This is a genomic window from Streptomyces sp. SudanB52_2052, from assembly GCF_964272415.1.
Taxonomy (GTDB): domain Bacteria; phylum Actinomycetota; class Actinomycetes; order Streptomycetales; family Streptomycetaceae; genus Streptomyces; species Streptomyces olindensis.
The window spans coordinates 5733193-5752191 of sequence record NZ_OZ186796.1; the positions used below are offsets into that span (position 1 = coordinate 5733193).

Genomic DNA, 18999 nt, shown 5'->3' on the forward strand with positions numbered 1-18999 from the left:
CAGGAACGTCAGTGGCCGGGTACATACCCACGCTGCTTGTCGACCACGTTCACCAGCGGCTTGCCGGCCTCCCACAGCTCGTACAGCTCCACGAACTGGGCGCCGAGGTCGTCCCGCCAGCCGATCGTGTCGCCGCTCATGTGGGGCGACACGATCAGGCCGGGGAGCCGCCACAACGGGCTGTCCGGGGTCAGGGGTTCGTCGGCGAAGACGTCCAGCGCGGCACCCGCGATCCAGTGCTTGGCCAGGGCGTCGGCGAGGTCGTCCTCGACGACGAGCTGGCCCCGGCCGATGTTGACGAACCGGGCGGACGGCTGCATCACGCCGAAGCGGCGGGCGTCGAACATGCCGTGCGTCTGCTCCGTGAGCGGCGCTGCCGCGATCACCCAGTCGGCGCGGGACAGCAGCCGGTCCAGGTCCTCCGGGCCGTGCACGCCGGTGCGCGGGGTGCGGCCCACGAGCGCGGTCGTGATGCCCAGCGCCTTGAGCGTGCCGGCGATCGCCCGGCCGATCGGTCCGGAGCCGACCACGACGGCCCGGGTCCCGGCGACCTTGTGCGACTCGCGGTGCCGCCAGGTCCGCTCCCGCTGGAGCTCCAGCGTGCGCGGCAGATCCTTGGCCATCGCCAGGACGAGCGCGGCGACGTACTCGGCGATCGGCTGGTCGAAGATGCCCCGCGCGTTCGTCACCACCGTGTCCGAGGCGGCGAGTTCCGGACACATCAGATGGTCCACCCCGGCGCTCGCGGTGTGCACCCAGCGGGGCCGCGGGCCCTCGCCCGGCCAGGCGTCCCGCACGGCGCGCGAGGTGAAGTCCCACACCAGCAGTACATCCGCGCGCGGGAGGTGCTCCGCGAGCCCCGCCGCGTCGGTGTGTTCGATACGGGCGCGGCCGGTGAGGCGGCCGAGGCGGGGGAGGGGTTCGGCGTCCAGGACGAGCAGGGTGGGGGTGGGCATGAGCAGCCGTTTCTCCAGCCGTTCGGCGGACCGGCCGACCCCTCGGGGCTGCCGGTGACGACGAGTTAACCCGGTGTTGACCAGGGAGTGATCCGGGCGGATTGACCACGCTCGCACCCGAACCTACCGTCGTCAACACGGGCGTTCCCACGATCCGTTGCACACTCGTTGCCCAGCGTGAGGCCGGTGCCTGCCATGGACGTCTCATTTCTCGGCGGGCCCAGCCCGCAGCGCGGGGTCGGCGTCGTCGCCCCGTTCGACTTCGCACTCGACCGCGAGCTGTGGCGCTGGGTGCCGGACGGGGTCTCCCTGCACATGACACGCACGCCGTACGTGCCGGTCGAGGTCAGTCTCGACCTCGCCCGCCTGGTCAGCGAGCACGAGACGCTGAGCGAGGCGGTCCGCACGCTCACCGCGATCGCCCCCGAGGTCGTCGCCTACGCCTGCACCTCGGGCAGCTTCGTCGGCGGCGTCATGGGCGAGCGCGCGATGTGCGAGGCGATGAGCCGGGCGGGTGCCGTCCCCGCGATCACCACCTCGGGCGCGCTCCTGGAGGCCCTGGTCGAGCTGGACGTCCGGCGGGTGGCGCTGGTGACGCCGTACACGGTCTCGGTCACGCAGTCCCTGGAGGCCTACGTCGCCCAGGCCGGCGTGGCGATCTCCGGCTGCGCCTTCATGGGGCTGACCCGGCACATCTGGAAGGTGCCCTACCGGGAGGTCGTGGACATGGCGCGCCAAGCTGTCCGCGGCGACGCCGACGCGCTGTTCATCAGCTGCACCAACCTGCCCACCTACGACGTGATCCCCCAGCTGGAGGCGGAGCTGCGCATCCCGGTGATCTCGGCCAACCAAGTGACGATGTGGGCGGCGCTGCGGCGACTGGGTACCCGTGCCGTGGGGCCGTATCAAGCGCTGATCAATCCGGCGGCGCGGTCCGGCCCCGTACCGCCGGGGGCGGACCCCGGTCCCGTAGTGCCGGAAGAAGAGCAGCAGCAGGAAGGCTGGACATGACAGCACTGGGATTCCTCTACCCGGGCCACTCCGCCGAGGACGACTATCCGCGCATCGAGCAGTTGCTGGGCAGCGACATCCGGGTGGACCTGGTGCACACCGACATCGGTGAGGACGCGCACCGGGTGGACGCGCTGCTGGAGATGGGCGCGGCCGGGCGGCTGGCGGCCGGCGTCCAGGAGCTGCGGCACGCCGGCGCCGAGGCCGTGGTGTGGGCCTGCACGAGCGGCAGCTTCGTCTACGGCTGGGACGGCGCCCAGGAACAGGTGCGCACCCTGGCCCAGACGGCGGGCATGCCCGCCTCCTCGACGTCCTTCGCGTTCGTGCACGCGGTACGGGAGCTGGGGGTGCGGCGGGTCGCGATCGGGGCGACGTACCCGGAGGACGTGGCCCAGCTCTTCGCGCAGTTCCTCCGCTCGGACGGTGTCGACGTCGTGTCGGTCAACAGCTCCGGCATCATCACGGCGGCCGAGGTCGGCACCTGGGGCGAGGCGGAGCTCCTCGAACTGGCCCGGAACTCCGACCACCCCGACGCCCAGGCCCTCCTCCTGCCCGACACGGCCCTGCACACGGCCGCGCACATCCCGGCCCTGGAGAAGGAACTCGGCAAGCCGATCCTCACCGCCAACCAGGTCACGGTCTGGGAGGCCCTGCGCCTGGCGGACCGGAGGGTGAACGCGCCGGAACTGGGGGCGCTGTTCACGAGGGAACCGATCGTGCAGGTGTGAGCGGACTCGACACGGCTTCGGACCCGGCGCCCGGAATCGGTCCCACCTCTTCGGCGGGACGGATCCGGGCGCAGCGGGGCGAACTGACCGCCGGAAGGTGAGGAACCCTCAACTCCGGTGCCTCACGGGGCGCTTGAGTTGACCGAAAGCGCGTTCCCCTTCCGTCGTCCACCCCGTGCACACTGGCCACGTCCGCAGCCAGTCGTGCCGTGAAGGACCCCCCGATGGCCGAAACGGGCCCGTTCAGATCCCCTGCAAGCGCTGTCCAGATCGCCGCCCGCCTGCTGTGCTGGAGCCTGGCCGCGGCCATGATCACCGCCGCGGTGGACGCCTCGCTCGGTCCACGGGCCGGTTGGTGGGGCGTCGCGTGGCTCCTGCCCTGGTGGCTGTTCGGTGCGACCGCCCTCGCCTGGACCGTCCTCCGGGCCCGCGAGAAGACCGACCCCCCGACCCCGCCCGGCTGCGCGCGGAGCGACTGGGAACAGGCCGCCTGACAGCTCCCGGGTGCCGCGGCCGGGAATAAGCGGAGACAGTCCCCTGTTAACGCCGGAACGACAGCACACGGCCCACAGCAGGAGGCACCCCACCGTGGCGGCAGACGAGATACGCGGCGCAGAGCAGGGCAGCGCCCCCGTCCCCCTCTCCGTACTGGACCTGGTCACCGTCGGGGCCGGCCGCACCGCCTCCGACGCGTTGCGCACCAGCGTCGACCTGGCCCGTCTCGCGGAGAGCCGCGGCTTCCACCGCTACTGGGTCGCCGAGCACCACTCCATGCCGGGCGTGGCCTCCTCGTCCCCGGCCGTGATCCTGGCCCACCTCGCCGCCCACACCGACCGCATCCGCCTCGGCTCGGGCGGCGTCATGCTGCCCAACCACGCCCCGCTGGTGATCGCCGAACAGTTCGGGACGCTGGAGGCCATGGCCCCGGGCCGGATCGACCTCGGCCTCGGCCGCGCGCCCGGCACCGACGGCGCCACCGCCGCCGCCCTGCGCCGCACCGACCGGCTGAACGAAGGCGCCGACGACTTCCCCCAGCAACTCGCCGAGCTGATCCGGTTCCTCGACGACGACTTCCCCGACGGTCATCCCTACCGCCGCATCCACGCCGTCCCCGGCCCGGTCCAGGCCACCTCCCCCGGCGGCGTCCAGTCCCCGCACCGCCCGCCGGTCTGGCTGCTCGGCTCCTCCGGCTTCAGCGCCCGCCTGGCCGGCGCCCTCGGACTGCCCTTCGCCTTCGCCCACCACTTCTCGGCGCAGAACACCATCCCGGCCCTCGACCTGTACCGGGAGTCATTCCAGCCGTCCGCCGTGCTCGACCGCCCGTACGCCCTCATCGGCGTCTCCGCGCTCGCCGCCGACGAGGAGAAGGAGGCCCGCCGCCAGGTGCTGGCCGCCGCGCTCAGCATGGTCCGGCTGCGCACCGGCCGCCCCGGCCTGGTGCCCACGCCGGAGGAGGCCGAGGCGTACGAGTTCAGCCCCGTGGAGCGCGACTTCGTCGACTCCTGGAACGTCAACGTCGTGCACGGCACCCCGGACGAGGTCCGCTCCGGCCTGGACGACCTCGCCAAGCGCACCGGCGCCGACGAGCTGATGATCACGGCCAACGCCCACGGCGGAGACGTCCGCGTGCGCTCCTACGAACTCATCGCCGATGCCTACGGGTTGCCGACGCCCGCCTGAACGCCCGGCGTGCCCAGCAGCTCGGAGATACGGTCCGGCGGCACCGGACGGGAGTAGAGCCAGCCCTGTCCGGTGTCGCAGCCGATGCTCCGCAGCCGCGTGGCCTGGGCCGAGGTCTCCACGCACTCCGCGGTGACCGTCAGGCCCAGCCGGTGGGCCAGCTGGATCATCGCCTCGACGACGACCTCGTCGGCCGGGTTCGCCCGGGCGGCAGCCTCCCGATCGTCGTACTGGAAGCCCCGCACGAAGGACCCGTCCAGCTTCAGCACCGACACCGGCAGCCGGCTCAGATACGCCAGGTTCGAGTAGCCCGTGCCGAAGTCGTCGATGGCGATGCGGACGCCCATGTCGCTGAGGGCCTTCAGCGCCTGCAGCGGCCGGCCCGCCGAGCCCATCACCGCCGACTCCGTCAGCTCCAGCTGGAGCAGATGCGGCGCGAGGCCCGTCTCGGCCAGGGTCTCGGCCACGTCCGCGACCAGGTCGGAGTCCCACACCTGACGGACCGCCACGTTCACGCTGACGAAGATCGGCGGCTCGTCCGGGTGGTCCAGCTGCCAGCGGCGGGCCTGTCGGCAGGCCGTGCGCAGCACCCAGCGGCCCAGCGGAACGATCGAACCGTCCTCCTCCGCCAGTCCGATGAACCGATTCGGCGTAAGGACGCCGAACTGCGGATGGTGCCAGCGGACGAGCGCCTCGACCCCGTGCAGCCGGTCGTCCTCCATGCCGACCAGCGGCTGGTACTCCAGTTGGAACTCGCCCCGGTCGATGGCCGGGCGGAGCGTGGAGGCGAGCGCCTGGCGGGTCATGCGGTGGGCGTTGCGCTCCGGGTCGAACAGCGTCCAGCGGGCCTTGCCGTCGGCCTTCGCCCAGTACAGCGTCGTGTCCGCGGCCTGCATCAGGGCGGTCGGGGTGGTCCCGGCCGCGTGCCGTTCGACCACGCCGATCGACGCCGACACCGACAGCCGCTGGCCGGAGATGTCGAACGGGTCCTGGATCGCCCGCAGCACCGACTCGGCCAGCTCGGCCAGTTGCTCGGTGCCGGTGGAGTCCTCGACGAGCAGCGCGAACTCGTCACCGCCGAGGCGCGCCACCAGCGGGATGCTGGTCCGGGAGTGACCTGCCTCGTCCGCGCAGCGCGTCAGGCGCTCGGCCACGGCGGCCAGCAACCGGTCGCCGATGCGGTGGCCGAGGGTGTCGTTGATGGCCTTGAAGCCGTCCAGGTCCAGGTAGCACAGCCCGATCCGGCCCGTGCCGCTCTCCTCGTACGACTCGGCCTCCAGTGCGGCCGACAGGCGTTCGAAGAACAGGGTGCGGTTGGGCAGCCGGGTCACCGGGTCGTGCATCTGCAAGTGCCGCAGCCGCCCCTGGAGTTCGCGGCGCGAGCTGATGTCGGCGACGGACAGCAGGACGGCCCGGTCCTCAGCGGGCAGCGGCGCGACCGTCACCTGCACCCACAGCGAGTGCCCGTCGGGGTGCTTCAGGCGGCGCGTGCAGCGCAGCCGGGACTGCCGGCCGCGCAGCACCTCGCGGTAGGCGTGCCAGCTGCGGGCGTCGGAGCCGAGATCGACCAGGTCGGCGGCGACGGCCCCGGCGAGTGCGTCCGGGCTGCTGCCGAGCAGCGCGGCGAGCGCGTCGTTGGCGCTGACGACCACGCCCTCGCGGTCGACGACGGCCATGGCGAGCGGGGCGGCCGTGAAGACGGAGCGGTAGGGCGGCTGCGGCAGGGGCTCGGTACGGGGAGGCGTATCAATCTCACTCTCTGTGACGATCGGCCGGTCGAGGTCTGCCGCGGGCGCCGGCCCTTCGGAGGTTCCGCTCACCGCTCGCTCCCGCATGTATTCGATCTCTGTCCGTGCAGGAAAGGTCAGGAAAGTGTGCCGATCATAGAGGCTGGCCCCAGGGGCTTCCAGCCGGTGTCCAGTCTCCCCGGCCGGTCCGCGCTTCTGCCAGATCGTTTCTGCTCACACCTGGACGACCTCTTCAGGCCTCCGACCAGTTGTGACGTTCCGTGAGTGCTTCGGGGGTGTCGGCTTCCGCGAATTTTCGGCCCACTCACCCAACCGGTGCAGGCAAACAGGGCGCGGTACGACAAATCACCACAGGCTGGGTGCGGTGTCCCGCGAACCGTACCCGGAGGTATCCGTGCCGCGTCCGTTCCCGCGCGCCCGACTGCGCAGCACCGCGGCCGTGTTCACCACCATGTCGGCGCTCGCCGCCACCTCCCTCGGCACCGGCCCCTCGGCCGCCGAGCCCGACTCGGCCGCGCCCTGCGCCCTGACCCGCACCGACGCCCACCACTCGGAGGGCCTGGACACCTGGAACACCGCCTATCCGCGCCCGGCCCGGGCCCTGGACGCGGTCATGGTCTTCCTGTCCTTCCCGGACGCCCACCCGCTGACCACGCCGCAGGAGCTGACCGCCGACCACTTCCCGGCCACCACCCGCTTCTTCGAACGCGCCTCCTACGGCCGCTTCACCCTGCGCCCGCACCCGCTGAGGCACTGGATCCAGATGCCCCGGCCGTCCACCGCGTACGACATACAGCGCGACTGGAGCCCCGAGCACCGGGCCGCCTACCTGCGCGACGCGCTCGCCGGGGCCGACCCGAGGGTGGACTTCTCGCGCTACGACGTCGTGTACTTCGTCGCCGACCCGGACGCGCCGGGCGTGGACTCCGACGCGACGAAGGTCGTGAACCTCACGAGCCCGATGCGGGCCGACGGCACCGATCTGCGCCGGGTCGTCACGGTGTTCGAGCAGCATCCGCCGGACCGGCTGGTCCTCGCCCACGAGACCGGGCACGTCTTCGACCTGCCCGACCTGTACCACCGGCCCGCCGACGGCAAGGGCGACTGGGACACCCACGTCGGCGACTGGGACCTGATGGGCAGCCAGTTCGGACTGGCCCCCGATCTCTTCGGCTGGCACAAGTGGAAGCTGGGTTGGCTGGATTCGCGGCAGGTGCGGTGCGTGCAGGACGCCGGTCCCGCCCGGCTGACGCTGGAGCCGCTGGCCGCGGGGCCCGGGGTGCCGGTCGCGGGCGCCGCCGGGGCGCCGGCCTTCGGGCTCGGGCGGGGCACGAAGCTCGCCGTCCTGCGGACGGGCCGCGACAGCGTGCTCGCCTTCGAGGCGCGGGGACCGGCGGGCAACGACGCGGCGGCGTGCCGGCAGGGGGTGCTCGTGTACCGGGTGCGGGGCGGGACCCAGTCCGGGGGCGGGCCGATCGAGGTGATCGACGCCCACCCGCGCACGGAGGCCTGCTGGGAGGACTCGGTCTACCCACCGCTCGCGGACGCCCCGATCGCCCTCGGGGAGAGCTTCACGGTGCCAGGGGAGGCGGTACGGGTGGAGGTGGAAGGACGCACGGCTTCGGGGGCCTGGACGGTGAAGATCACGGTGGGCCGCTGAAGGGGTGGGCTGCGACGCCGAGTGAAAGGGGGTGTGGGTGGCGGAGCTCCCACGGCGCGCGGCGAAGCCGCGCAATAACAGAGATGGCGAGGTGGTTCGCGCTTTCTGCGAACCCGCCTCGCCATCGTCATCGTGCGCCGCCAGGGACTCGAACCCCGGACCCGCTGATTAAGAGTCAGCTGCTCTAACCAACTGAGCTAGCGGCGCCTGCTGACGTCGTAGACCTTAGCACCCTGGTCGGGAGGAGGAAAAATCGATATCCGCACGGCCGAGCGGGCCGCTCGCACGGCCGCCCACAGCAGGACCTCGGGGCCCGGCAGCCAGGGCTGACGGGTGTCGGGGGCGACGAGCCAGCGGGCGGTGGAGCGGGTCGCGGCGGGGGTGAGCGGGGACGCGCTCTGCGTGGGGGCCGGGACGGTCACCGCGTCGCCGGTGCCGTGGCACAGCAGCGGGGGTACGGCGTCCGTGCGGCAGGCCTCCCGGGCGTCCCCGCCCCGGGTGCCCCACTCCTCCCACTCCAGCAGCACCGGCAGCCGCTGGGCCGTGCCCGGGGCGGCGAACAGCAGCATCCTGCCGCGCAGCTCCGCGACCGGGCCCGAGCCGGGGCCGTCGTCCCACAGCCGGTCCAGCATCCGGCGCCCGAACAGGGCCGGCGCGCTGACCACGTCGAAGACCGACCCGCAGGGCAGCACGACCGGCGCGTCCGGCCGCTCCTCCCAGAGGGCGAGCGTGCTTCGCGGATACGTTCCTGCCGAGGCGAGCCAGGCGGCTCCGTCCGGGGTGACGTGGGAGGCGTTCCATGCGCTGCTCATGCGTCCAGGTGTACCGGGCGTGAGCGTGCGATTCCCGAGGGTTGCGGGAAATCGGGACAGGAGCGGGTGGGAGCGGGTATCTTGCCCGCCTGGCATATGCCGGGTGATCGGGCGGAGGGCCGTTCTAGACCGGGTCGCCCGGCCCGCGGCCCTCGGCGTCGCCCCGCATCAGGTCCCGTCCGAACTCGACCATCTTCTTGGCGTAGTCCTCGGTCCACTCGGCTCGCTCGGCGATGTCCGCCGTCGTCAGCCGGTCGAACCGCCGCGGGTCGGCCAGCTGCGCCGCCGCGATCGCCTGGAACTCCACGGCCCGGTCCGCCGCCGCCCGGAACGCCAGCGTCAGCTCGGTCGCCCGGGCCAGCAGCGCCCGTGGGTCGTCGATCGACTCGAGGTCGAAGAAGTGCTCAGGGTCGGAGGCCGCCTCCGCGGGCTCGAAGAGCAGGGGCGCGGGGCGTAGCCGCGGTTCGTTCCGACGCGGCGTGGGCTCCGCCATGTCTTCTCCTCCTCGTACGTCGCGCACGGCCCTCCCGGTGGAGTGGGCCACCGTCCATTGTCTCGCGGGCGCGCAAGTGGGCATCGCGACGGTGGATACGTCCGCCCCACCACCCCGCGTTCGCTACGGCTGCCAGGACACGCGATGTTCGGCCGGCGTCATGGCCGCCACGCGACCCGGTGCTCGGCCAGGTGCGCCAGCACCGCGTGGTTCGCCTCCCACCCGTCCGGGCTGTGTTCATCGGCCGCCTCCGGCGGCGTGCCGGCCTCCGGCCGGCGGGCGGGGGAGGCTGGGGGTGGGTGGTTTCGGTGGTGCGGGTCATGGCCGCCACGCGACCCGGTGCTCGGCCAAGTGCGCCAGCACCGCGTGGTTCGCCTCCCACCCGTCCGGGCTGTGTTCATCGGCCGCCTCCGGCGGTGTGCCGGCCTCCGGCCGGCGGGCGGGGGGGCTGGGGGTGGGTGGTTTCGGTGGTGCGGGTCATGGCCGCCACGCGACCCGGTGCTCGGCCAGGTGCGCCAGCACCGCGTGGTTCGCCTCCCACCCGTCCGGGAACTTCACCACCGTCCCCAGCTGCACCGGCTCCGTCGACGGATAGTCGTCCAGGAGGTCGGTCACGCCCGCCCGGCACACCACCACGCACGCGTGCCGGTGGCGGGAGGCCAGGACGCAGAGGCGGCCCGTCTCCAGGTGGAACGCGGTCGCGTCGGGGCGGCCGGAGAGGGGGTGGAGGACCACCGTCACGTCGTACTCGCGGCCCTGCAGCCGGTTCGCCGTGTCCACGACCACCTCGGTGACGCCGAGGTCGGCGAGGGCGGCACGGACCGCGGCCGCCTGGTCCCGGTGGGCCGTGCCCACGGCGATGCGGTCGGCCGTGAGGGGGGAGGGGTCCGGTGAGCGTTCCGAGGTCGCCGCGCCGCCCCGGTCCAGCATGCGGCGTACGACCGTGGCCACCGCCCGGACCGCCTCCGGATCCGTGCGCGGGGTGTGCCGGGCGGGCAGTTCCAGCAGGCCCCAGCCCGACGCGGCCGCCTCGTCGATCACCCGGTCGGGGCCCGAGCCGTCCGACGGCACCGCGAAGGACAGGCCGCGGTCGCCGTGGCCGGTGCCGCTGCGGAACGGCGTGTAGGGGTAGAAGGCGTCCGAGACCAGGGGCGCCGCCGACGCCGGGAGCCGCCAGGACACCGGCAGGCGGTGCTGCGGCAGGTCCGGGTTGTGCGCGAGCAGCGTCGTCACCGCCGAGGCGGACGGATCGTAGGAGAGGCCCGCCCACTGCTCGCTGCCCACGATCGCGAACGGGTCGAGCTGCCCCGGGTCGCCCACGAACAGCGCCCGCTCGAACAGCCCGGCCACCGCGAGCAGCGCGTCCGAGCGCATCTGGTACGCCTCGTCGACGATGGCGTGCCGCCACGGCTCGTCGACCTTGACGTGCGCCCACTTCGCCGCCGTCGAGATCACCACGGCCTGCCCGGCGAGGTCCGCCGCCTTGGCCGACTTGCGTACGTTCTCCAGGCCGTCGAGCGCCTTGTCGTACGGATCGGCGTCGTTGCTGTGCAGGCGCCCCACGGGCAGCTCGGGGTTCTTCTCGGCGAGCCGCAGGACGAGGTCGTCGACCTGGGCGTTGGTCTGCGCGACCACCATCAGCGGGTGACCGGCCTCCGCCAGCTCCAGGGCCGCCCGGACCACGAGCGTGGACTTGCCGGCCCCGGGCGGGGAGTCCACGACCACACCGCGCGCGGTGCCGTGGAGGGTGTCGTGGAGGATCGCGTCGGTGGCCTGTGCCGCGGCGGCCGAGGGGTCGAACACCGTGGTCACAGCACATCCTCCTCGGTCACCGGGTCGGCGGCCTCCAGGGTCGCCTCGCCGGGCGGCCCGCCGTGCGTCCACGGCGTCTCCTCCGGGTCGGGCAGCTTGGCGCCGCCCCGCTGCTCGTGCTCGAAGAGCGTGAAGCAGACCCGGTCGCCCTTCTCCGGCACCGAGCCCGGCTCGGGCTCCTTGCCGCGGCCCATCTTGTCGAGGATCCGCAGCACGACGCAGGCCCCGTCCTCCTCGTCCGCGACGAACTCCGCCGACTGCGGCTTCCCGCCCAGCGAGCGGTACACCTTCGTGCGCTCGCCCAGGTGCGGCCGGTCGTCCGTGCGGACCGTGACCAGGGGGCGGGGGCTGGGGCGCTTGCCGTCGCTGTACGCCATCACGACATCGGTGACCTCGCCCGCGAACGCCTCCCCGGCCAGCCGTCGGCCCGCCATCACCAGCGGGTCGTCGAGGGCCTCCTGCGCCTCCAGCCGGGCCTGTTCGCGTTCGCGCGTCGCGAGCTTGTTGGCCGCGGTGACGGCGTCGTCGCGGCGCGGCTGCGGGGGCTCGCCGGCCAGGACCCGGTCGCGGTGGCCGGTGAACGACCAGCGGTCGCGGGTCCACCGCTCCTCGACATGCGCTCCCTCGGGCAGCTCGCGCAGCAGGTCCAGGCCCCGCCAGACCGCGTCCCAGGTGGGCCGGGTGCGGCTGTGCACGAGGTCGCGGATCTCCTGCTCGGCGGAGGTCAGCGCGCCCAGCCGTTCGTCGGCCTCCAGGCCGTCCTCGGCGGCGGCCAGGGCCGTGCGGGCGCGGTCGTAGCGCTCGATGGCCGGGGCGAGCAGCTTGTTGTCGAAGGCCGGGTCGGTGGCCGGACCGGCCGGGGGACACGTCAGCTGCCCCTGGGCGTCCCGCTCCAGCTCGGCCTTCAGCGCGGCCTCGGCGCCGGTCATGCCCTCGGGCGGGTCGATCCAGGCGAGCAGCGCCCCCAGGTGCTGGTCCTCCAGCGAGGACTGCCCGGTCGCCCAGTGCCGGCCCAGGACGTCGGTCATCGCCAGCAGCAGCGAGGAGCCGGGCACCCGGGCCCGCTCCCCGAAGTGCGTCAGCCACCGGCCGAGCAACGGCACCCGCGGCGGCGCCGGGTAAGGGGCCTCCGGGTCCTGCTCGGCCGTACGCCGGAACCGCATGGACCGCCCGAGCAGCCGCACCAGGTCGATGCCCGCCCGGCTCGGCACGATCAGCTGCGGCGCGTCCGCGCACAGGTCGACCTCGACCTTGACCCGCTTGCCGGTCTCCGGGTCGGTCTCCGTGCGCTCGGCGGCCTCGACGACCTCCGCGTACGCGTCGACGTAGGGCAGCACCACGTCGGCCAGGTCGGCCAGGAACGCGAACCTCAGGTCGCGGTCGCGGGGCTGCGGGACGACCAGCAGGCGCGGCGCGTCCCGGTCGGTGCCGACCAGCGCGCCGAGCGGGGCACCGGCCTCACCCGCGGTGATCAGCGGCACGAACACCAGCGGACGGTCGCCGAGGTGCCGGTGCCGGACGGTGGCGGCGGGCTGGGCGCGGCCCGTGCTGACCGCTTCGAGGCGGGCCAGGGTGGAGATCAGCGACACGCCGCCTCCAGGGCCTCGGCGCGCAGGGCCGCCGCGCGGCGCAGGGCCGCCACCGCCGGGTCGTCGGGGTCGCCCGCCTCACCGCGGGCGGCCGCGAGGACGTCCTCGACGGTCGTCAGGCCGCCCAGTTCCGCCCGCACCGGGCGGCCGAGGGACGTCACCGCGCCCGTCTCGCGCGACCGGGCCCGGCAGTGGAAGGCCAGCTCGCACGCGGACAGGCACTCGGGCGCGTACGTCGCCGGGACCGACTCCACGGCCGCCGTCAGCTCCTCGGCGGGCAGCTCGGGCGAGAAGCACGTGCCCTCGGGGAGCGCGTCGGCGATGTCCTCGATGCGGGTCAGCCGGGCCAGCTGGCGGGCCGTCACCGCGCGCTGCTTGCGGATGTCCACCGCGGACGCGGCCGGCTGGTTGGAGAAGTCCCGGGGGCAGACCAGCAGGATCCGGTGCCGCACGCGTGGGGCCGCGACCCTGTCCTGGGCGCCGCGCCCCTCCGGCTCCGCGCCGAGACGCGCCGCGACCTCCTCCAGCGCCAGCACGTACACCGCCGCCTGCCGGGCCGCCGCCCCCACCTTCGCCGGGTCCGCCGAACCGTCCAGCAGCGGGAACGACTTGATCTCCACCACCGTCCAGCTGCCGTCCGGATGCACCACCACCGCGTCCGGCTCCAGGAACGCGGGGGAGCCCGCGACGTCCAGCGCCAGCATCGGATGGTCGAGCAGGGTCCACGCGCCCGGGTGCGCCGCGGCCTCCCGCAGCTCCAGCGCCGTACGGGCCGTGCGGCCCTGCGGGCCGGTCGCGGTCAGGTCGGGCACGCGCGCGTCGGCGGGTGGTTCGGCCGAGCGGTCCAGCTTCTCGTGCACCAGCCGCAGCAGCTCCGCACCGCCGTCGGCCTTGACCTTCGCCTCGAACGCGTTGCCCCGCGTGAGCGCGAACTGCGACTGCCCGAAAGTCGACGGGGAGCCCAGAGCGCTCGCCAGGGCCGCCTTGTTCACCCCGGCGCCGTCGAGGATCGCGCGCCGCGCGCACCCGGGGTTGGCAGCCAGGGCCGCCAGGGCGCGCGCGTCCAGTGCCTTCGCGGGTACGTCGGGGCCGCGCAGCTCAGCGAGCCGGTGCCGGAGCGCCGTCCCCCGCGTCCTTGGGGGAGGCACTCGGCTCGGCTCCCGCTCCGAGCCGCGCATCGCGCTGCCGTGGAATTCGCTCACCCGCGGAAGTCTGGCATCCGGCACTGACAATTGAGGAACCTGCGCCGGAAGAGGCCGCCGCGACCGGCGCGACCCGCGGCAGGAGCTGTGCCCCGACCCGGTCCGCCGTCCGCATCACGACCGGCGCCAGCAGCAGTCCGACGCCCATGACGGCCGCGCCCGCGACGGCGTCGAGGAAGTAGTGGTTGGCCGTGCCCATGACCACGATCGTCGTGATCAGCGGGTAGGCGACACCGGCCGCCTTCGCCGTGCGCGAGCCGCCGTAGCGCCACAGCATCACTCCGCACCACAGGGCCCAGCCCACGTGCAGACTCGGCATGGCCGCGTACTGGTTGGTCATGCCCCCCATGCCGCGCGGTGCGCTCGCCGCGCCGCCCCACCAGCCGTAGGAGCTGTACTGGGCCATCGTGTCCACGAAGCCGTGGCTCGCGTCGAGGAGCCGGGGCGGGCAGGTCGGCAGCAGGGTGAAACCGATCAGGCCTATGAGGGTGGACGTCATCAGCCAGGTCCGCGCGGCGCGGTAGCGCACGGCCCGGGAGCGGAAGAGCCAGACGAGGATCGCCGGCGTGACCAGGTAGTGCAGGGACGCGTACCAGAAGTCCGCCGGTATGCCTATCCAGGCCTCGCGCGTGAAGAGGCGGTTGAGTGGTTGCTCGAAGTTGATGCGGAGCGCCTTCTCGAAACGCAGGAGCGCCAGACCGTGGTCGACCGCACCGGAGACGTCGCCCCGGGCGAGGAGCCGGCCCGCCGTGTAGCACGCGTACACCAGCAGGATCAGCGGCAGCTCGGTCCACCAGCGCAGCCTGCGCGCGGGGGCCGCCTCGGTGCCCGGTGTCTCGGCGTGCGGCATCCGATCGCCCTCCCCCTTCGTCGTCACGCGGCGCCCGGCCGTCCGGTCGTGCCACTTTACGGCGTACGTGTGCGCCCAGGGGGCGCTCTCCGGACCTCAAAGACGCAGAGATCGCCCCCCGGGTTGCCCGTGGACAGGGTGCGCGATGATGGACGCGTTCCGCTTGCGTTTTTCTTCCGGAAAGGTTCCCCATGGCTGCGCGCATCCTCCTGGCCCGCCACGGACAGACCGAGTGGTCCCTGTCCGGCAAGCACACGGGCAGGACCGACGTGCCGCTTCTGGAGGAGGGCCGGCGCGGCGCCAAGCTGCTCGGCGAGCGCCTGCACCGGGCGCCCTACGACGGCCTGCCCGGTGTCGAAGTGCGCACCAGCCCGCTGGCACGCGCGCGTGAGACGTGCGAACTGGCCGGATTCGGGGACCGCGCGCGGGCCTGGGACGTGTTGCTGGAGTGGGACTACGGGGCGTACGAGGGCATGACGCCGGCGGACATCCAGGCCGTCCGGCCCGGCTGGCTGATCTGGCGCGACGGCGTCCCCGAGGGCGAGACGCTCGCCGAGGTGACGGCCCGGGCGGACGAGGTGGTCTCCTGGGCCCGCTCCGAGGACCGCGACGTCCTGGTCTTCGCCCACGGGCACGTCCTGCGCTCCATCGGCGCGCGCTGGCTGGGCCTGCCGCTCGACTTCGCGGCCCGGATACGGCTGAACCCGACGTCCCTGTCGGTGCTGGGCTGGGCGTACGGGGAACCGGCGATCGAGAGCTGGAACGACCTGGGCCACCTGGTCTGAAACGGCCTGGTCACGTGGTCCGAGTCGAGCGCGGCGACGCGGCGTGCCGGTCCAGGAACGCCGACACCCCCGACGCCCTCCGGTGCGGCAGCAGCACGCGCGCGGTGGCCGCCAGCATCGTCTGGACCCGGGACGACTGGACCTCCTCCAGCAGGTCCAGCACCCGCATCCCGGCCACCGCGGCCTCGTCCGGCCGCCCGCCCCGCGCGAGGTCGTCCGCCAGCTCCGCCGTGTACAGGGCGATGTTCCGTGTGAAGTGCGGATCCTGGAGTTCCGCCGCCCGCCGGGCGTGCCGTGCCGCCCGGGGCCAGTCGCCCAGCGTGGACCAGCACTGCGCCTCCAGGCCCTCCAGTTCGGCCTCGCCGTAGAAGCTCATCCACTCGGGGTCGGCGTCCGAGGGGCCCCGCTCGAAGAGCGCCTGGGCCCGGGCCAGGGCCTGCTCGCAGCCGACGCGGTCGGCGAGACCGGCCCAGCCGCCCGCCTCGCGCAGCGCGAGCAGCGACATCAGCCGGGCCGACCCCACGGGCCGGGCGACGCGCTGCGCGGCCTGGGCCGCCCGGACGGCCTCGCGCGGGCGGCCCGCGTCACGCGCGAGGAACGCCGTGTTGCAGAAGGCGTGCGCCTCCAGTCCCGGGTCGCCGGTCATCCGGGCGGTCGCCAGGGCCTCGGCGTAGTGGGAGCGGGCGTCGTCGAAGCGTCCCGAGTCGTGGGCCAGCCAGCCCACGGAGATGGCCAGTTCACCGGCGCCTGAGTAGAGCCGGTCGGCCGTCGTCTGCCGGGTCGTGCCGGCGTCGAGCAGCGCGTAGGCGGCACGCAGCGGGGCCGCCGCCCGGCGGTAGAGGCCGTCGGCGCCGTGCCGGTCGTCGAGCAGGCGGATCCGGCGGACGGCTTCTTCCAGGGCACCCGCGTCGCTCGCCCCGGCACGGCGCACGGGGCGCTGTGCCGCCGCGGCGTCGAAGGCGAGGCCCACGGGCCCCAGCGAGGCGGCGGCCACCGTGGCGCCCCCGCCGGTCATGAATGCGCGACGTAGCACGTCGCTCTCCTCGTAGGTGTCGTGCGGGTGGTACGGGTCGTACGGGTTCTGCGTGTCATACGGCTCGGACGCCCCACTGGTCTCACTCGTGACGTTCGTGAGGTTCGTGGTGCGCGTCAGGGGCGCGTTCTCGATGCCGCGCGCCCGGCGTCCGCGTACCGACGAGCGGGGCGCGAACCCGAGGTCGGTGAGCGTGCGACCCGGGAACATGTGCAGGAACACCCGTTCATAGGCGTAGTTGGGGCAGCGGATCTCACCCGCCTCGACCCGCCCGATGTAGCGCGCGTCACAGCTCACCTGCTCGCCGATCTCGAGGCCGGCCCGGCGGATCGCCGCGGCGAACTCGGACGGCGAGCGCTGTCCGCGCAGCTGCCGGAAGGCGAGGTTCGGCCGTGTCGGCCGGTTGGGTTGAGACGAGGTCACCGCTGACGACGCCATGGCCGGGTCCTCTCGTGCGAACCGTCGAACCATGCCGGATTCGGGGTGACTTGTGCGTGTTGTCAGCATGGCCTGCCCTGTGTCCGGCGGGCAAGAACGTACCTGCTGTGTCGGAGCCACCACGCTGGGTTTGGCTACAAACCGGATATCTCATCCGTGATCTGCCATGAAGTGCCATCCTTTGCGGCTGACTTCCTCCGTAGCCGTTGACGGCCTCACGCGTTGAACCCTGCGGACCGGGAGGCCCCCGACTCCCGACCGCTCGTCCAAGCAGGGGTTTTCGTGGTGGAGGCCGGGATGGAGACCAGCCGGATCAACGATCATCGAACGCCGCCGAGCACACCGGCGGCCGGCTGCGATGTGGTGACGGTGCCGGCGCGGCAGGGGCTGGAGGCGGTCGACATCCTGCGGCGAGGGACAGCGGAAGCGGTGGGACCCGTCCTGCACCACGACGGGGGCGCCACCCTGGGGTTCCTGGTACCGCCGGGCACGGCCGCGGCATGGGACGTGCCCGGGAGCACGTGCACGGAGACCGACGGACGCGGACTGACCCTGGCGCCCGAACCCCCCGTGGCGGGCTCGGACTGGCTGCTCCCGCCCGGGGAGGCGGACCTCGCGACGGACCCCGCGGTGCTGCGCCGGGCCCTCGGGGAGGCGGCCCGGACGATCAGGGCGGCGGACGGCTGCCGCTGAGGCGCCGGGCCCCGGGCGCCGGTCGGCGCGGAGCGCATGCCCTGCTCGACGGCTCGCCCCTGATAATGCCCCCATGGGAAAGTCCAGGAGCGGGCGGCGCCGAGCCGGTGCGGAGGCCGTCGTCGAGAGCGTCGACGGCGGGCTCGCCGAGCTGATCCCCGACCGCGAGCGGGCCCGGGCCTGGACCCTCGTGATCGACGGGGCCCCGCAGTCGCACGTCGACCTGGACGACCCGGCGTACCTGTCCTTCGAGTACCAGCGCCGGCTCGGGCATGTCATCGACCTCGTCGCCCCGCCGGGCCGGCCCGTGCACGCCGTGCACCTCGGCGGCGGCGCGCTCACCCTCGCCCGGTACGTCGCTGCCACCCGGCCCCGCTCCACCCAGCAGGTCGTCGAACGGGACGCCGCCCTCGTGCAACTGGTCCGCCGCGAGCTGCCGTTGGATCCGAACGCGCGGATCCGGGTGCGGTCCGTCGACGCCCGCGAGGGACTCGCCAAGGTGCCGGACGGCTGGGCCGACCTCGTCATCACCGACGTGTTCAGCGGCGCCCGGACACCGGCCCACCTGACCTCGACGGAGTTCCTCGACGACGTCCGCAGGGCCCTCAAGCCCGGCGGTGTCCACGCCGCCAACCTCGCCGACGGGCCGCCGCTGACCCACCTGCGCGGCCAGATCGCCACCGCCGCCGCCCGTTTCGAGCAGCTCGCGCTGGTCGCCGACCCGACGGTGCTGCGCGGCAAGCGCTTCGGCAACGCCGTCCTGGTCGCCTCCGACCTCCCGCTGCCCGTCGCCGAACTGACCCGCCGCGCCGCCTCCGACCCGCACCCGGGCCGGGTCGAGCACGGCAGGACGCTCACCCACTTCACCGGCGGGGCCGTGCCCGTCACGGATCTCGCGGCGGTGGCCTCCCCGGCGCCGCCCGCGTCGGCGTTCCAGTAGCCGAGTGGGGCTCACGGGCCCCGGGTCCGGCGCTCAGTAGGTCCCGATCTCCACGCGCGGCGGCCCGTCGTGCCAGGTGCAGAACACCGACACCCGGTCCGCGCCCGAGGAGAACTCCACGCGGATCCACGACTCCGTCTTCCACACCTGCATCGACCAGCCCGCGCCGGGAGTCGCCGAGACGAGGGAGGCGGACGTCCTCCCGAGGTCGAACACCGCCCGGCCGCCGTCGGTGTCGTAGCTCCTGACCCGGCCGGTGGCGGCGGGAGAGGGGCTGGGGGTCGTCCGAGTGGGGGCGGGGGTCGGCTTCGACGTCGTCGGCGGGGCGCTCGGGGGCGTCCGCTTAGGCGGAGGCGTCCGCTCCGTCGGCGTCGCGAGCGGCTTGGGCTCCCGCGGGGCCGCGTCGGCGGCCTTGATGGGCAGGGCGCGCGGCGGGTCGTAGGCCGTGCCCGCCATCACCGTGTGGACACCCCACCACGACAGCGTGACCGCCGCGCCCGTGGCGAGCAGCCAGGCCAGCAGGTGTACGAGTCCTCTGCGCATCGCGGGCCATCCTGCCTCACGCGCCC

At 73.8% G+C, this 18999-nt stretch carries 18 protein-coding genes and 1 tRNA gene; 8 read left to right on the forward strand and 11 right to left on the reverse strand.

Annotated features, from left to right (window positions below; all coding sequences use genetic code 11):
• Positions 1–8: 8 nt before the first annotated feature.
• Positions 9–956 carry a D-2-hydroxyacid dehydrogenase gene (locus tag ACSUPV_RS25645; RefSeq protein WP_037769858.1) on the reverse strand — a complete coding sequence of 316 codons (948 nt, stop codon included), beginning with the start codon at positions 954–956 and terminating at the stop codon, positions 9–11.
• A 195-nt stretch (positions 957–1151) separates the two neighbouring features.
• On the opposite strand from ACSUPV_RS25645, the gene ACSUPV_RS25650 reads away from it, so the two are divergent.
• The 4 genes from ACSUPV_RS25650 (at position 1152) to ACSUPV_RS25665 (ending at position 4375) form a co-directional block, all read left to right on the forward strand.
• Positions 1152–1967, forward strand: a complete 816-nt coding sequence (locus ACSUPV_RS25650; RefSeq protein ID WP_031120864.1) for a maleate cis-trans isomerase family protein — start codon at positions 1152–1154, stop codon at positions 1965–1967.
• Positions 1964–2695 (forward strand): maleate cis-trans isomerase family protein, encoded by a 732-nt coding sequence (locus ACSUPV_RS25655; RefSeq protein ID WP_037769861.1) that lies wholly within the window; start codon positions 1964–1966, stop codon positions 2693–2695. The genes ACSUPV_RS25650 and ACSUPV_RS25655 overlap by 4 nt, the downstream gene beginning before the upstream one ends.
• Positions 2696–2919: 224 nt before the next feature.
• Positions 2920–3189: a hypothetical protein gene (locus tag ACSUPV_RS25660; RefSeq protein WP_382609593.1), complete on the forward strand. Its 270-nt coding sequence runs from the start codon at positions 2920–2922 to the stop codon at positions 3187–3189.
• Positions 3190–3283: 94 nt separating this feature from the next.
• Complete coding sequence (locus tag ACSUPV_RS25665) at positions 3284–4375, forward strand: LLM class flavin-dependent oxidoreductase (RefSeq protein WP_436948633.1); 1092 nt, start codon at positions 3284–3286, stop codon at positions 4373–4375.
• On the opposite strand, the gene ACSUPV_RS25670 is transcribed toward ACSUPV_RS25665, so the two are convergent.
• A complete protein-coding gene (locus ACSUPV_RS25670; protein ID WP_078651143.1) occupies positions 4351–6210 on the reverse strand; it encodes a putative bifunctional diguanylate cyclase/phosphodiesterase in 1860 nt (619 codons plus the stop codon). The genes ACSUPV_RS25665 and ACSUPV_RS25670 overlap by 25 nt on opposite strands.
• 277 nt (positions 6211–6487) lie before the next feature.
• Between ACSUPV_RS25670 and ACSUPV_RS25675 the strand changes: the two genes are divergently transcribed.
• On the forward strand, positions 6488–7783 hold the full coding sequence (locus ACSUPV_RS25675; RefSeq protein ID WP_382609586.1) for a M6 family metalloprotease domain-containing protein: 1296 nt from the start codon (positions 6488–6490) through the stop codon (positions 7781–7783).
• Positions 7784–7916: 133 nt separating this feature from the next.
• Here the strand turns inward: ACSUPV_RS25675 and ACSUPV_RS25680 are convergent.
• The 7 genes from ACSUPV_RS25680 to ACSUPV_RS25710 all read right to left on the reverse strand — a co-directional run bounded on the left by ACSUPV_RS25680 (position 7917) and on the right by ACSUPV_RS25710 (position 14541).
• Positions 7917–7990 (reverse strand) — tRNA-Lys (locus tag ACSUPV_RS25680).
• Positions 7981–8595, reverse strand: coding sequence for a bifunctional DNA primase/polymerase (locus tag ACSUPV_RS25685; protein ID WP_031111568.1), 615 nt, complete (start codon positions 8593–8595; stop codon positions 7981–7983). The genes ACSUPV_RS25680 and ACSUPV_RS25685 overlap by 10 nt, the downstream gene beginning before the upstream one ends.
• A 124-nt stretch (positions 8596–8719) precedes the next feature.
• Entirely contained in the window at positions 8720–9088 is a 369-nt protein-coding gene (locus ACSUPV_RS25690) for a hypothetical protein (protein WP_037769869.1), read from the reverse strand.
• 477 nt (positions 9089–9565) lie between these two features.
• Positions 9566–10900, reverse strand: a complete 1335-nt coding sequence (locus tag ACSUPV_RS25695; RefSeq protein WP_037769872.1) for an AAA family ATPase — start codon at positions 10898–10900, stop codon at positions 9566–9568.
• On the reverse strand, positions 10897–12489 hold the full coding sequence (locus tag ACSUPV_RS25700) for a hypothetical protein (protein WP_037769875.1): 1593 nt from the start codon (positions 12487–12489) through the stop codon (positions 10897–10899). The genes ACSUPV_RS25695 and ACSUPV_RS25700 overlap by 4 nt, the downstream gene beginning before the upstream one ends.
• Positions 12480–13637, reverse strand: a complete 1158-nt coding sequence (locus ACSUPV_RS25705; protein WP_031114298.1) for a hypothetical protein — start codon at positions 13635–13637, stop codon at positions 12480–12482. Before ACSUPV_RS25705 ends, ACSUPV_RS25700 begins: the two co-directional genes overlap by 10 nt.
• Positions 13588–14541 (reverse strand): phosphatase PAP2 family protein, encoded by a 954-nt coding sequence (locus ACSUPV_RS25710; protein WP_436948634.1) that lies wholly within the window; start codon positions 14539–14541, stop codon positions 13588–13590. The genes ACSUPV_RS25705 and ACSUPV_RS25710 overlap by 50 nt, the downstream gene beginning before the upstream one ends.
• Before the next feature lie 191 nt (positions 14542–14732).
• Here ACSUPV_RS25710 and ACSUPV_RS25715 point away from each other — a divergent pair, with 191 nt between their 5' ends.
• The gene (locus tag ACSUPV_RS25715; protein WP_436948635.1) at positions 14733–15326 is read left to right on the forward strand and encodes a histidine phosphatase family protein; all 594 of its coding nucleotides are present in this window, start codon (positions 14733–14735) and stop codon (positions 15324–15326) included.
• A gap of 10 nt (positions 15327–15336) precedes the next feature.
• Here the strand turns inward: ACSUPV_RS25715 and ACSUPV_RS25720 are convergent, their stop codons facing one another.
• On the reverse strand, positions 15337–16797 hold the full coding sequence (locus ACSUPV_RS25720) for a hypothetical protein (protein ID WP_436948636.1): 1461 nt from the start codon (positions 16795–16797) through the stop codon (positions 15337–15339).
• Between the two features lie 297 nt (positions 16798–17094).
• On the opposite strand from ACSUPV_RS25720, the gene ACSUPV_RS25725 reads away from it, so the two are divergent.
• Together ACSUPV_RS25725 and ACSUPV_RS25730 are read left to right on the forward strand one after the other, a co-directional pair.
• A complete protein-coding gene (locus tag ACSUPV_RS25725; protein ID WP_051649426.1) occupies positions 17095–17490 on the forward strand; it encodes a hypothetical protein in 396 nt (131 codons plus the stop codon).
• A gap of 73 nt (positions 17491–17563) precedes the next feature.
• Positions 17564–18430 (forward strand): spermidine synthase, encoded by an 867-nt coding sequence (locus tag ACSUPV_RS25730; protein WP_037769886.1) that lies wholly within the window; start codon positions 17564–17566, stop codon positions 18428–18430.
• Positions 18431–18463: 33 nt separating this feature from the next.
• Here the strand turns inward: ACSUPV_RS25730 and ACSUPV_RS25735 are convergent, their stop codons facing one another.
• Positions 18464–18973, reverse strand: coding sequence for a hypothetical protein (locus tag ACSUPV_RS25735; RefSeq protein WP_436948637.1), 510 nt, complete (start codon positions 18971–18973; stop codon positions 18464–18466).
• Positions 18974–18999: the final 26 nt, after the last annotated feature.